Origin of the sequence: Aneurinibacillus aneurinilyticus ATCC 12856 (genome assembly GCF_000466385.1) — a bacterium.
GTDB classification, from domain to species: domain Bacteria; phylum Bacillota; class Bacilli; order Aneurinibacillales; family Aneurinibacillaceae; genus Aneurinibacillus; species Aneurinibacillus aneurinilyticus.
Genome location: NZ_KE952847.1, coordinates 1 through 12,670 on the forward strand (window position 1 = coordinate 1; position 12,670 = coordinate 12,670).

At 36.1% G+C, this 12,670-nt stretch carries 14 protein-coding genes and 1 pseudogene; 3 read left to right on the plus strand and 12 right to left on the minus strand.

Going from position 1 to position 12,670, the window contains the following annotated elements; genetic code table 11:
* From HMPREF0083_RS17985 to HMPREF0083_RS18025, 9 genes and pseudogenes are all read right to left on the minus strand, one after another.
* Positions 1 to 388, minus strand: a pseudogene (locus HMPREF0083_RS17985) (transposase); the annotation flags it as partial.
* Between the two features lie 93 nt (positions 389 to 481).
* Entirely contained in the window at positions 482 to 922 is a 441-nt protein-coding gene (locus HMPREF0083_RS17990; protein WP_021623073.1) for a hypothetical protein, read from the minus strand.
* Positions 894 to 1,241: an HNH endonuclease gene (locus HMPREF0083_RS17995; RefSeq protein ID WP_021623074.1), complete on the minus strand. Its 348-nt coding sequence runs from the start codon at positions 1,239 to 1,241 to the stop codon at positions 894 to 896. The genes HMPREF0083_RS17990 and HMPREF0083_RS17995 overlap by 29 nt, the downstream gene beginning before the upstream one ends.
* Positions 1,242 to 1,252: 11 nt before the next feature.
* Positions 1,253 to 1,462, minus strand: coding sequence for a hypothetical protein (locus HMPREF0083_RS18000; protein ID WP_021623075.1), 210 nt, complete (start codon positions 1,460 to 1,462; stop codon positions 1,253 to 1,255).
* A 56-nt stretch (positions 1,463 to 1,518) separates the two neighbouring features.
* Positions 1,519 to 2,526, minus strand: a complete 1,008-nt coding sequence (locus HMPREF0083_RS18005; RefSeq protein ID WP_021623076.1) for a hypothetical protein — start codon at positions 2,524 to 2,526, stop codon at positions 1,519 to 1,521.
* A gap of 2 nt (positions 2,527 to 2,528) precedes the next feature.
* On the minus strand, positions 2,529 to 3,509 hold the full coding sequence (locus HMPREF0083_RS27350) for a PD-(D/E)XK nuclease family protein (protein ID WP_081696112.1): 981 nt from the start codon (positions 3,507 to 3,509) through the stop codon (positions 2,529 to 2,531).
* A gap of 17 nt (positions 3,510 to 3,526) precedes the next feature.
* On the minus strand, positions 3,527 to 3,934 hold the full coding sequence (locus HMPREF0083_RS18015; RefSeq protein WP_021623078.1) for a DUF6508 domain-containing protein: 408 nt from the start codon (positions 3,932 to 3,934) through the stop codon (positions 3,527 to 3,529).
* The gene (locus HMPREF0083_RS18020; RefSeq protein ID WP_021623079.1) at positions 3,927 to 4,607 is read right to left on the minus strand and encodes a hypothetical protein; all 681 of its coding nucleotides are present in this window, start codon (positions 4,605 to 4,607) and stop codon (positions 3,927 to 3,929) included. Before HMPREF0083_RS18020 ends, HMPREF0083_RS18015 begins: the two co-directional genes overlap by 8 nt.
* Before the next feature lie 15 nt (positions 4,608 to 4,622).
* Positions 4,623 to 4,847: a helix-turn-helix domain-containing protein gene (locus HMPREF0083_RS18025; RefSeq protein ID WP_021623080.1), complete on the minus strand. Its 225-nt coding sequence runs from the start codon at positions 4,845 to 4,847 to the stop codon at positions 4,623 to 4,625.
* 242 nt (positions 4,848 to 5,089) lie between these two features.
* Between HMPREF0083_RS18025 and HMPREF0083_RS18030 the strand changes: the two genes are divergently transcribed.
* From HMPREF0083_RS18030 to HMPREF0083_RS18040, 3 genes are read left to right on the plus strand one after another with little or no spacing between them, the layout of a single operon-like run.
* A complete protein-coding gene (locus HMPREF0083_RS18030; RefSeq protein ID WP_148316013.1) occupies positions 5,090 to 5,356 on the plus strand; it encodes a hypothetical protein in 267 nt (88 codons plus the stop codon).
* Positions 5,353 to 5,574 carry a hypothetical protein gene (locus tag HMPREF0083_RS18035; RefSeq protein ID WP_021623082.1) on the plus strand — a complete coding sequence of 74 codons (222 nt, stop codon included), beginning with the start codon at positions 5,353 to 5,355 and terminating at the stop codon, positions 5,572 to 5,574. The genes HMPREF0083_RS18030 and HMPREF0083_RS18035 overlap by 4 nt, the downstream gene beginning before the upstream one ends.
* A gap of 27 nt (positions 5,575 to 5,601) precedes the next feature.
* Complete coding sequence (locus HMPREF0083_RS18040; RefSeq protein WP_040303583.1) at positions 5,602 to 6,501, plus strand: GIY-YIG nuclease family protein; 900 nt, start codon at positions 5,602 to 5,604, stop codon at positions 6,499 to 6,501.
* 336 nt (positions 6,502 to 6,837) lie between these two features.
* On the opposite strand, the gene HMPREF0083_RS18045 is transcribed toward HMPREF0083_RS18040, so the two are convergent.
* The 3 genes from HMPREF0083_RS18045 to HMPREF0083_RS18055 all read right to left on the minus strand — a co-directional run bounded on the left by HMPREF0083_RS18045 (position 6,838) and on the right by HMPREF0083_RS18055 (position 12,662).
* Positions 6,838 to 9,930, minus strand: coding sequence for a DEAD/DEAH box helicase (locus HMPREF0083_RS18045; RefSeq protein WP_040303585.1), 3,093 nt, complete (start codon positions 9,928 to 9,930; stop codon positions 6,838 to 6,840).
* Positions 9,931 to 10,978: 1,048 nt separating this feature from the next.
* On the minus strand, positions 10,979 to 11,722 hold the full coding sequence (locus HMPREF0083_RS18050; RefSeq protein WP_021623086.1) for a hypothetical protein: 744 nt from the start codon (positions 11,720 to 11,722) through the stop codon (positions 10,979 to 10,981).
* 25 nt (positions 11,723 to 11,747) lie between these two features.
* On the minus strand, positions 11,748 to 12,662 hold the full coding sequence (locus HMPREF0083_RS18055) for a hypothetical protein (protein ID WP_021623087.1): 915 nt from the start codon (positions 12,660 to 12,662) through the stop codon (positions 11,748 to 11,750).
* Positions 12,663 to 12,670 lie beyond the last annotated feature (8 nt).

Below are 12,670 nucleotides of genomic sequence, written 5' to 3' on the forward strand. Positions count from 1 at the left end.
ACCGTTTGTCTGCTCCCCAATATACCATATCAAACCCCATGGAGCAGCGTGGTGTTCCGCTAGAGGAAAACCCTGTCGGTGGCTCTTTTTCATTTCGTAAATTAAGTGGAATAATGGCTTGTGCGTTCAGTTCATCGGCAGCTTCATAATTCTTTAGCTGGTCATAGCCAGCATCCATCATGATAAATTCGATGTCGATATCTGAAACTTCAGCCGCTTTATTCATCAATGCGGGTCCCATGTCGCCGTCATTTACATGAGCAGGTGTGACTTCTACAGCAATGGGAAGCTCACTTTCCGTATCCACAGCAAGATGAATTTTGTAGCCAAACCAGGTGATTTTGTTGCCATATGTATCGAACTTGGCACCCCACGTGGCTCGAGATGACAGAATGAATGTCTTTCAAGCCGTCCGTTCTCGGAAACATATCCACGACATTTTTGGTACTATCGGTAGGCGGGAACATATCAACATCATTTACTACTTTCCCGGTGGAAGCCATCCTTTTTCGTAATTTATGGAATTTAGAAAGTTCTTTCCATTTCCTATAACCATATACGGCACACCATCACGGATTACAAAGGCTTGATTTTTCTCTTCATCCGTTAGCTTCATATCAATGGCCTCTTCAATTCGTTTGTCGCAACAATGTAAATTTGCTATAGAGAACTTTCCCGCAGCTTCATATTCCGTAAGAATAGCTTCTGCATCAAGTACTACCAGCAAATAGTCACAATTGCACAAAATCTTTATTGTATTTATATGGCGCTCTTGCCCAACGCTATCCTTCGCCACAATGTGATCATTACAGCCGATTGTAATCTGATAACACCCAGTGGAGAAATCCTTAAAAAGGCTCACCGCCAGCCTATAACGCATTTGCTTAGCTTCTTTATCCAAATACTGTCCTTTTTGCGACATTACGGTTATGCTTTAAGAATTCCAAATTAGATATCCTACAATCCATATGGTCATTATTCATATGGTCAACAACATATCCTTTTTCTGTCAAATCTCTAAGAACATCATCACCATACCACTTAGCCATCATATATCGGTGAAGGCCTCCACCAAGTGTGGCATTAGTTGGATACCCATTTGATAGTGTCCATGTATGAGTGGATAGCTCCTCATAATAATCCTCACGATACGTTGCGAAAGCCATCTGTTCCCAGCCCTCACGCATTATTGAAATTATGTCACCATGTATATTAAATTTATTCTTACTTTTTCGTGGCATAGCAACCTCCTTTAGTCATTACGTTCAGAGTCTTCGATTTCCAAAGAGTAGAATGCTTGCCAGTTATCTTTGAAGATCTGATGGAATTCTCTATGTGAAACAGGCTTTTTATTGTTTGGCGTTAATTGCACATAGGCTGCATAAGCTACCGCTTGAATACTCACGCGCTGATCATTCAATATGATATCTATTATTTCTTCGTCTCTCGGTGTAAGATACATTTTTCTTCCTCATGTCTCTTTACTTTTAAGTTCCTTAAGGACATATCAAGGCTTAATTAACCCCATGTCTTAGATTTAAGAAGTTCAGCGATTTCCAGAGTTTCAGGTAGCTGCTCTGTCTCAAGAATTTGTGTCAAATCAAATACTCGTGAACCCATAGGAGCTCTTGGTGTTATCTTCTTAAAGTCAGTTTCATAAAATTTTTCTACAAAAAAGTATCTGTTAGCATCTAACACATATCCATACTTCTTTCCGTCTTCCATAGCTCTGGCTATCTGCTGCTTTCTTTCATCGGTCAATTTTCCAAGTTCAGCTTTATACTCAATACCAGCTTCCGTAGTGACTGCTGTGATGATTGCAATGATTTTTCCTATGGCTCTTACACTTTTTCTTTTGTATAACCCTAGATAATCATGGGCGCTGAAGCCACGATCAATGTTATCATAGTAGAGGTTTTCATTAACATTAAAATCAAATGTTGTACTAGCAAGTTGAACCCTCATACGCTTCCACGAATCTGAAACAATAATTAACTTGTCGTTATAGCAGTAATTCAGGTAATCGTCCAGAACCTCTTGCATTTCATAATCTCTGTCATCAATAACATCTCGTATCGCATCAATAATCCCTTCGAAGGTAGTATTAACGTGCATTACTGGATATGTCTGTGTGGCGTTATATGCCTTCAAATGCTCTTCGAACTCTTTTTTCTTTTCTGATTTCATCAACTCAGGTGCTAAAGTTATCATAACTTTATATTTTTCATCACTGAAAGACTTCAAATGGCGGAGCAACTGATCTGTATAAAACCAGTCAGACATTTTCGTCTCAACAACAATTTTGAAGCTCTCCTGTGTGATAGTAGCATCCGGAATACTTTCGACACTTTTTTCCTGTAAATTAAAAACTATCTCTGGTTCAAAGGAGTCAGAAAAGAACTCTGATTTCAAAAAGCGAAAGAACTTATCTGAAGAATATGAATAAAGCCGAGACAATAGCAACATCGTATTTGCTGTAGCAACATTTTCTTTCTCATGGTATCTCTGGAAATAATGAATCTTCATAACTATTTGTCTCCTCTGTTTTTCTTTCCGTAGTTCTTCGGGAAGTAATCCTTCCCAAGCTGCCAAACATACTGGTCGATTTGCTTCAGGTTAAATTTATCCAAGCCATAGAAGGCACGGAAATCAATCAGTATGCCTTTGAAATTAACATAGTCTTTCAAATCTCCATCTTGGAAATCTGAGAAGCTATCACGATTTCTAAAATAGCGAAGCACCTCATCGACGTAGCTGTCATAAATCGGATAATCGAGTGGATTGTGATGGCTACAATACTTTGTGGCAAAGGAGTAAAAATTCTTCTCTATATCACCGATAGTTACATACTGGATATCTCCAACAAGGGTAACATCACCGGCCTTAAGCCTCGTATCAATATCCAGAGCGCATATATGCTTAGCCACCGGATAGATTGAGAAAATGTTCGTACTATAAAAATCATTAAGCGTTGATGCCTTCAAAAGAATATCGATAACGTCTGTATTCTTTGGGCATAGCTCAAAGAACAGTTTATTAAGTGCATCCTCCTGCAGGTGGTAGTTCTCAAGGCCGTCCCACTTTACAAGATAAAACTCAACCTGCTCGATTGACGGATAAGGAACATCAACATCCATTTTCTTCTTACGAGTATATGCACGATTAGCAGTTTTTCCCTGATTGAGCACAGATGGCTCGGCAGTTCCATCAGAAGCTAAGAATAAACGGAACCTTCTAAGATGAGACAAGTAACCATTAACAAGTGAACTAACATTACCGGTCGAGTTCTCAGAAAGAGCCTTTATTAACGCATTCTTTGCCTCATTCTCAAAATCAGTAGCGGTCACCGCATTCCAGAACAGCTCTTTGCTTCCTTTTCTCCAAAGGTAGAAGGTGTCCACATAAGCAGTATTGATTGTTGCTTTTGAAATGTTCTGGCTATGTAGGAAGTTCCTATATAAAGCCCGCAGTTCATCATACGGTAAAGCTTTCATTTTATTAATATCCAAGGTCAAACCTCCTTTACTTAATACTGTTTTAATCTTTCAAGCCACTTCAATATACAGCCACTCTTAAAGAAATCTAATAATGCACCATCGCTAAAGCGCTCGGCTCTAACAGCACCCATAATAAGCGCAAGTACACACTGTGCATTCAAATTTGAAACGTCAGCATTCTTCATAGATTCCGCACCCCATTCAAGGCCGTTAGCTTTGAGAATATCTCCATAACGAGTAAGCTCAATATCTTTATTACTTTCTTCAAAGGTGTAAACATCGTCAATGAAGTTATGTACCATTTCGGAATAACCCACAAAAGGCTTCTGTATCGGATGCCCTGGTGTTCCATTGTTTTCTTTATCAACAACCCATTCACCAATGCTATCCGCTTGGATCATAGGTATGTATTTTGTCAAAATATCGAATTTACTCATCCTTGCCCTCCTCAGTATCGTCAATGCCAAATAACATCTGGAACTTATCGAAGTTATACGGGTATGAGTTATCGCCATCAAACCTTACCGATTTATGGCCATTGTTATATTCAAATTCCAACTCCCACTGCGTACCATCACACACCATGTACCCAAAGCGCTTAGTTGAATATCGCCTGCGCCATTCACCGATGTGAAGATCCTTAAGTGCGGCTATGAAAGTATCTTTTGTAAATGGCTTCTTGTTAGCATCATCTAACAAGAAAAGTGGTTCTTTATCTTCCCATAATTTTGTATAGGCTTTCAATTCATCTGATAGTTCTATAACATAACTACGGTAGCCACCAAAGAAACCGTCAATGCTAAAGTTAATCTTGCAGATTGCACCCATATTTGCATCAAAGTCAGCGGTCTTTTCTTCTGACTTTGATAAGGTATAAGTTCCTCCAGCTTCAGCATAGGCTTGCTTGGCTCCTTCCAAGTATTCACGAGTCCAGTGAAGGCGCGTTTCTTTACTCGGATGCACAATAGGTACTATGCCATAGTCCGGGCTTTCCATTGTATTTTTAAGACGGCCTATTTCTTGCTTAAGCCCACGTATAACGGTCAGAATCTGTTCTTCAGTTTTTCCTTTGAGATACTCTTCATAGTATCCTTCCGGGCTAATCATCATATTAGGCCGCCTCCTTTACTCATTTCCTGTCTTTATTTTATTGCCATTGGGCAGAATGAAAGCCTGCTCAAACTTAACGTCCATCACATCTGCTATAGCCTTAAGTTCTTCTAATGTAATAGTCTCACGCTTCAGCTTCTTCCCGAAGTTCTGTGGGGACTGGCCTAACCGTCTAGCCAATTCGGAAACGCTGATATTCATTTGTTCACATAGCTGTCGTATCATGTCCGAAGTTTTCATTATAATTCCTCCAAACCTCACTAGTAATAACGTAAACCATTTGGTTTCAATCTACAATATTAACATATAAATGTTTACAAACAACAAAACCCGCAACTAAGACCTTTGTCCGCACTTATAACTTCCTATCCGCTATATTGCCATACGGTTCTGTGGATTGGGAGAAGCTATCCATATTTTTAAATCTTCTTGTAAACAAGCTACCGAGACCAAATAATGGAGACGATTTGTCAGAAGGCATTTTGGAAAGTGTCGATCTAGAAGGCTACCGCGTAGTTGCACAGGGAACTATGTCAATTTCTCTTGCGGATGAAAATGCAGAAATTGACCCAATACCAGTAAGCACAGATGTGGGCATCCCCGTACCGGAACTAGATACATTAACGCATATACTTGAAACTTTCCATGATATATGGGGGGACTGTGATTGGACAGATGAAGATAGAATAAGACGTCAAGTTGCCGACCAGACATCGTTAGCCGGGATGAAGCTTATCAAAACGCTATGAAATACTCTGATGCTCAAAATGCACGTGACGAAAGTGATCGTGCTACGATTGAAGCTATTATGAACACGATCTCAACCAACATGGAACTGTATGAAGCTTTTGAAAGCGATAAACGCAATAAAAATAATCAGTCCTTCAAAAAGTGGTTATTAGATATGGTCTTTAATACAACATACAAACCAGAAACACGTGAAAATCCTCCAAAGGTTAATCCATAAAGGAAAAACCTAGGAGGTGGTGTAAACGTGGCTACACGAGGAAAAAGTATAAATCTGTTTTTAATGGATGGTACACCAAATGGGAGAATAAAGTGTACCCTTGCTAATTGGACAGGTGTCGCTTACAAAATACCGCGCACAGAACTTGATAAATGTAAGGGACGCGACGATCTATCCCAAAGCGGTGTCTACTTCTTATTTGGCACTTCAGATCAAACAGATGACAATGTGGTATATGTTAGTCAAACTGGTGTACGGAAAAATGGTGAGGGTCTTCTCTGCCGCTTAATTGAACATAAACGAAACCCGGATAAGGATTATTGGACAGAGGCTATTGTATTTACTACATCCAATAATTCATTTGGCCCTACAGAGATAAGTTATCTTGAGAACCGTTTCTGTGGGCTTGCAGTGGATGCCAGTCGGTATATAGTTAAAAATGGCAATGACCCCACTCCAGGTAACATAACAGAAGAAAAAGAAAGCGAACTAGAAGAGTTCATAGATTACGCAAAAATTATAATGGGGGCTCTAGGACATAAGTTATTTGAACCATTAACAGATAAGCCTAAAGCAGCTGTTCCCATAGAATCTCCTGAAGATGAGTTACTTCTCTTTCTGAAGCGAAAAAGTCGCAAAAGCGGACTTGTTATTGAAGCAAGCTGTAAACAAACAAATGAGGGCTTTGTCGTCTTAAAAGGCAGCCATATAGAAACTATAGATTCCGAAAGTATTCCACCCGGAATTAAAGAACGTAGACAAAAAGCCAAAATAGATGAGAACGGAATACTGCAAGAAGACATCTTAGTTCGTAGCCCATCATATGCTGCTGCCTTTGTCATTGGAGGTCACGTAAACGGTCTAATAGAATGGAAAACAAAAGATGGAGTATCGTTGAAAGAGATAGAAAATAATGAGGATAATTGAGCTTAATTTTACATCTAATCTGTCAACTCAACCCTGATTAATTTTAGGTTAAAATTTCACCCAAAAATATACCCTCGATATGTTTCCATAGACACACATCGAGGGTTAAAGTCGAGTTGATAGATTTACTTTTATTTTTTTAAACCTAGCATTCACAAGACTTTCTAGGCTTTACTTTCTAGACATCAAACATACCGTCTCAACATGGCTTAAACCACCAAGCTTGATGTCTAAGCGTTTTTTATGGAATCTTACATCTACGGGAATATATCAACTTGCTAAGTACCTTATGAATCTAAAACTACAATCCCATACTGGAATCATTTATAGTCATGCCTATTCGTTTTCTTGTTTATTATATTCGTCAATGATTGAAATCGTTGTATTTGCCACTTTACTACCAAGTGAAGCATACAACTTCTTATCTCCAATGACATAAAATTCTTCTTTAGCCCTTGTAGAAGCAACATTCATCATATTAGGCTCGGTAACTGCCCATTTTGCAGCACCTTTACTATCGGTATCTGCACCGAGTACAAAATAAACAATCTTTGCCTCTTTACCTTGAAAAGTATGAACAGTACCTACATTTGTTGGTTTTCCTTTTTCTCGTTTTGTAAATCTAATATCGTCCAAAAATTTTGCAAGCTTGAACGCCACATTTCTAAATGGAGATATAACATAAATTTCATCCTTTAGTTCTGGATTTTCTTGCAAACGCTCATTTATTAAATTTTTAAGTAATTCGGCTTGCTCCTTCACAAATTTATCATTCGCTTTTCCTGTTGAGTCATACCATTCCGATTTTCCATATGACTCTTCTTCATTCTTTCCTTGTACCATCAATCCATCATATGATATTTTATTTGAAATTGTAAACATTGGATAGTTCGAACGCCTATGTACCCAAAGTGGAATGCCTATCCACTCATTCTCATTCTTTCGGAATCCATATTGACTCGTATCATCCACAATTGTTTGAGTTGATGCATTAGCTGAAACATACTTTTCATTAACATTAAAATTTCTCCCGATTAAATTCAAAATATTTGAATCTAACGTCAATACTGGTTTAATTTGTGAAGGATCTCCAACCACTGTTACTTTTTTGCTTCTAAAAATTGCACCTACACTTGCCTGTGGTAGCGCTTGACCAGCTTCATCTATGAATAAATGACTAATTGAATTTTCATTAAGATTTTTAAACATTCTACCAAAACTAGCAAAAGTTGTACTTACAACAGGGATAGTAAAGTTCAGCCATTGCCAAGATTCTAATATTAATTGATAACCATTATCTTTTGAATTGTAATCCAACTGTCGACTCCAAATATTTCTAGCGGCTCTTAAATGTTTTTTATTTTCAAATAAAAATTGCTTTCTGACTTTTAGTGCTGATATAAAAAGCTTAGATTGCAAGATACGAAAGTTTTTATTAAACCAAGGATTAGACTTTTGAAGCTCTTCATACGATTGTGAAAAATCTAGTTCTTTAATATCACTTTGAGATTTTGTTTTCTCCAATGACACTATATTTCGCTCTATATCTTGTAATACTTTTTGTTGTGCTGACAACCATCTATTAAAGGCATTATTAGCCTTTTTAATTTGTTCTTTATTAGCATCTATTTTGATAGCATTTCCTTTCATTGCATCATGTAAAGTATCTTTATTATTTAAGCATTCCCTTTTTTGTTCAGTAATACGATTCAAGGTGTCATTTGCATTGTTTAGCTTGTCGATATATTGATTAACTTTAGACCGATTAAAAATCTTTTGAAGCAATAATAAACCCGGTTTTTGTTCCTTAATAACATCAAAATTCCTTTCTGCCTGAGCTTGTTCATTATCTAATCTTTCCATTTTAACGGAAACATCCAACAAATCATTTTGTATTCTATTATTTTGCTCCTTCAACCTCTCTATTTCATTCGTTATTTCTGTTTCCAATGATAATAATTCTGTTCGTTTCTCACTTTCCTCTTGTTTAAAATCCCAGCTTTGCTTTTTATATTGATTTTTCAAATCTAAAAGTGGCCTAATTTCTTCACTATATTTTTGGATTCTATCTCTTTCAACTCTTAATTCATTATACAATTGTATAAATTCTTCATAAATATTTGAATTAGGTTGATAATCATTTTCAAGATATTGTTCAATAAACTCTATTGTTAAAAGTAGTTTGTTAACGTTACTGGACGCGCCACCTTCTAACGAAAAAACTCCCCAGTTTCCTTTTTCCATCAATTCACTTTTTAGCTCTCGTTTATTAGAATAATCAACATCTAATTTTGAATTTGATATATCCCTAAAGTAATCTGCTTCTGCTAATAAATCCTGAAATTCGATACCGATATCTTTTTGTTTTGGCAATTCCATTACAATATTTTGAACTGCTCCATTATTAGAACTTGCAACAACGATATTCTTGTCTGAAATTAAATGTGGTAAAACTCCTAGTTTGGCATTTTTCCAATAAACTAAACTACCCTGGATACTTTTATCTGATAGTTGACATATAGCTAATGCTTGTTGAACAACTAAATCAGCAAAAATATCCTTCAACAGAGTCGTCTTTCCTGTTCCAGGTGGACCATTCACGCCACAAATGTTGTTATCTTCTTTCAAAGCTAAGTTAACCGCGGTTTGTTGCATAAGCGAAAGTGCATATTCGGGATTACTCGGAAAACGTCCTAACGGATAATTTTTTGGCTGTAAAATTTCCTTGAAAATGTCCGGGTTAAAATTCGATGAATCTTTTTTACTATCAAAGTTAAATCTTTCACCTGAATAACCATTAAAATAACGACTCAAATTCTCTGTTTTTATGTTCTTTGCTTTTTGTAAATCATCAATAAAAAATGAATGTAAATTCGCATCATCATACTCTAAGTTTTTAACAAATCCATAACGGAAATTTTCGAAAGTAGCGTTATATTTTTGGAAAAGTTCTGAAATTGTTGTATTAAAACCTTCATCATCAAATCTTCTACTCAGGTCTTCACGAAATTTGTTTTCTATTTCCATAAATTCCTTTGGAAGTTCACCGTTAGCCCGAACATATCCACTCATCGTAAGGAAAAATTTTTCTGCAATAAAATTTAATTCTTTATCAAAATACAAACAAAATGTAAATTTATCAGAATTGCTTGTCTCTTCGTCAGTCGCCGGAATATTATATTTTTTCCTTAGAATATCAATTATTTCTTGGAAGTTAAAAATGTTAAAATACAACACTATTCCCGATTTCTCAAAATCCTTCTCTGAACTTTTTTGTAGTTGCTCATTTAGAAACTCTAAAAAAAAATTAAACCACTCATTTGGCTTTGTAGGCAATGTTTTTAACTTTTTATCCTTTTTATCTATAGAACCTTCGGACAATTGCTCTATCGTGATCCAAGCATTTAAAATATTTTCTTTTTTATTCATGAATTTTTTCTCTTCCCCCACTTACAGCACATTATTTTATATATCAATTGTATTAACTACCTTCTATATGTCTAGAAATTATCAGTCAATTCAAAGCAAAAGCAACGATAAAAGCTGTAATGTATCCCTTTGTCAAGACACAAAAATCATTTTTTTAAGATAAACCCTCCTTCCCGGATTAATCTTTTGTTGCCTGTTCAAGTGTGGAAAATCCCCCCGTTCACCACCCTTGACCTTGTTTGTGTCCGTGATAGTGCTTTTATGGCGGATGGCGGAAAAACAGCCTTTAGGGCTCCATCCACATCAAAGCGTATCACGGCCAATCACTTCTAATTTCCGCTGGCGGGACCCCGACCCCATAGCCATCAAGCTAACGAAGCATTGCATCTACTTAGTTAGCGTTTTTTTATTTCTTTGATGATTTACTGATATAATAAAAAGGCCATACATAAATAAGCCTACTAAGGTTATGAATTCTTAGAATGTTCGATCCCTTGCTATTATGTAACAGTGGCAACGGTTTGTTCATACGCTATGTCCAAAATGTCAAAAACAGTCTGCCTTTGCTTCCTGCGACTTTTCCTTCCGTTTGTCCTGATGCATTGAAAGGTTCTTATATTACAACTAATCAGATTGATTATACATCTATCCTATCTCCACAACCCTACTGATGTTATCTAATCTATCTACTCAACCCTACATCATTTTTCGGTTCTTTTTCCATCCATGGATATGTTCCCGCAAACACATTTTGGCACTTTAGGTTGAGTGGACAAGATAGATGCAATCCAACAAACCCAGTAAATTTAAGGATTACACCCTTGACATCAAGACAACACACTCCACATGGCTCGAGAGGACAGAATGAATGTCATTTGAGCGTATCCGTTCTCGGAAACATATCCACTACGTTTTTGGCACTATCGGTAGGCGGGAACATATCCACTATAATCTTATAAAAGAAAGATGCGTCTTAATTTTAAATTAAGATTATGCTAATAATTTCATTAATAAATTGGAATTTAATAACCAAGCATATCTATAATCACTAATAAAGAATATCAATCTCCGTAATCATCATTGCATGGTCTGGATACGCTGGTTTAATATCCCACACTTCACCAATCCTTATATTACTTTTTTGCGGATACTGCTCGTCATCTTCAATAAAATCCCACTTATATTCTGATGTTATTTGCAAATCATCACTTCCTAATACATGGTCAACATCCCCAAAGCCATTAATAAGCTTAGTATTCTTTTCTACGTATACAATACTTGAATTGTCAATTTCTTGTGTATTATACTTTAATTTTCCTATGTTGCATTTTGGAAACCAGTGACTCATACGATTTTTCTTTATATTAAAGTCTCCCGTACAAATAAAGGACTCTTTTAATTGCGACAAATATTTATTCAATGGTTTAGTTTGTGAAGATGCATTAATAGGTGATAACATTCTAACTCCAATAACAGAAAACTTCTTATTACAACTATTAGTGTAACTAATATGCAAAAAATTATAACATGAAGCCTCTTCGGTAGCTCTTATTAATTCTATTCCATTAGGTGCTATCTTCTTGCTTATTGCAATAAGTATTTGATTACCGGAGAGAGCAATACTCTCTTTTATCCAATAACCTCCACTTAATGCATTCTTTATTCGAATATCATCTATATATTCCACCAAGCAAATTATGTCTGCCTGTTGTTCTAATATTCTATTATATACAAATGGCTTAACGAGAACCTTATTTGTCATCTTATGTATATTCCATTCTAATAATTTCATATTTGCTTGTCTCCTACACAAATCACTATTTGTTTTTTGAATATACCCAAAATAAAATGCTATCTGTTAGTCTCAAACAAAATAGCGCATCTTCAATTGTTGGTGATTCAATAGTATTCTCATTCCTATGGGTCCCGTAATCAGACATCATAGAGTAAATCATATAAATTGCTTTGGTCTTTGTCAGCTTTCCGTCTTTATTTTCATTGAAAAAATCTGCTAAATCCTCTTTTTTCAGGTCTGACTTAAGAGCCCTATCTAAGTCAGCAACCGTTGCAGTTGCACTGTCTCCGCTGGTGTTAAAGACACCTCTCATCCACTTTGCGAAATTTTCAGTCCCCTTATATTTTGAAAATATACTTACAATACTTGTCCTACATGATTCAATACAAGCTCCTGAATGCCCCTGTGTATAAGCATCAATAGCAGATTTGTAAGCATCATATACTTCTTTATGGTTATTTTTTATCCATGACTCAACAGAAAACATCTCACTTACTCTGGAAAAGTCGCTTTCCATACAAGCAGAAACTTTAACTTTATCAAATTCAATGGCTATACTTAACCCTAAAATTTCGTATAGTTTAGCTAGCTCTTCAAAATCTTCATCGCTATCTTCAGAAATCCATCTTACATTGAAGGATTTAGTTATTTCTTTTAGCAGATTGATAATATCTTCATGCCTATTTTCCTTATACAAATCCGAGAAAATACTATCTAAACCTAGAAACACATCGTATTCCTCGTTATTATTCTCAAATTTGTGCGCATAGCCTTGATTGTAGAAATACGGCACTAGGTAATCCATATATTTTTCATAAAGATCATTAAGTCCAACGCATTTTAATCTAGCCTTAAATTCTGAATTTTTCCTTATAAAAAAGCCTGGCCTGCTAAGAATTTCCGCAATTTTTGAAAGAATTATTTCCTTATCATTCATTTTTTCAC

Coding starts and splice junctions, on each gene's coding strand:
- HMPREF0083_RS17995 (WP_021623074.1), bottom strand. CDS start 1,241: ATGCCACGAAAAAGTAAGAATAAATTTAATATACATGGTGACATAATT.
- HMPREF0083_RS18000 (WP_021623075.1), bottom strand. CDS start 1,462: ATGTATCTTACACCGAGAGACGAAGAAATAATAGATATCATATTGAAT.
- HMPREF0083_RS18005 (WP_021623076.1), bottom strand. CDS start 2,526: ATGAAGATTCATTATTTCCAGAGATACCATGAGAAAGAAAATGTTGCT.
- HMPREF0083_RS17990 (WP_021623073.1), bottom strand. CDS start 922: ATGTCGCAAAAAGGACAGTATTTGGATAAAGAAGCTAAGCAAATGCGT.
- HMPREF0083_RS18050 (WP_021623086.1), bottom strand. CDS start 11,722: ATGAAATTATTAGAATGGAATATACATAAGATGACAAATAAGGTTCTC.
- HMPREF0083_RS18025 (WP_021623080.1), bottom strand. CDS start 4,847: ATGAAAACTTCGGACATGATACGACAGCTATGTGAACAAATGAATATC.
- HMPREF0083_RS18045 (WP_040303585.1), bottom strand. CDS start 9,930: ATGAATAAAAAAGAAAATATTTTAAATGCTTGGATCACGATAGAGCAA.
- HMPREF0083_RS18035 (WP_021623082.1), top strand. CDS start 5,353: ATGAAATACTCTGATGCTCAAAATGCACGTGACGAAAGTGATCGTGCT.
- HMPREF0083_RS18055 (WP_021623087.1), bottom strand. CDS start 12,662: ATGAATGATAAGGAAATAATTCTTTCAAAAATTGCGGAAATTCTTAGC.
- HMPREF0083_RS18015 (WP_021623078.1), bottom strand. CDS start 3,934: ATGAGTAAATTCGATATTTTGACAAAATACATACCTATGATCCAAGCG.
- HMPREF0083_RS18020 (WP_021623079.1), bottom strand. CDS start 4,607: ATGATGATTAGCCCGGAAGGATACTATGAAGAGTATCTCAAAGGAAAA.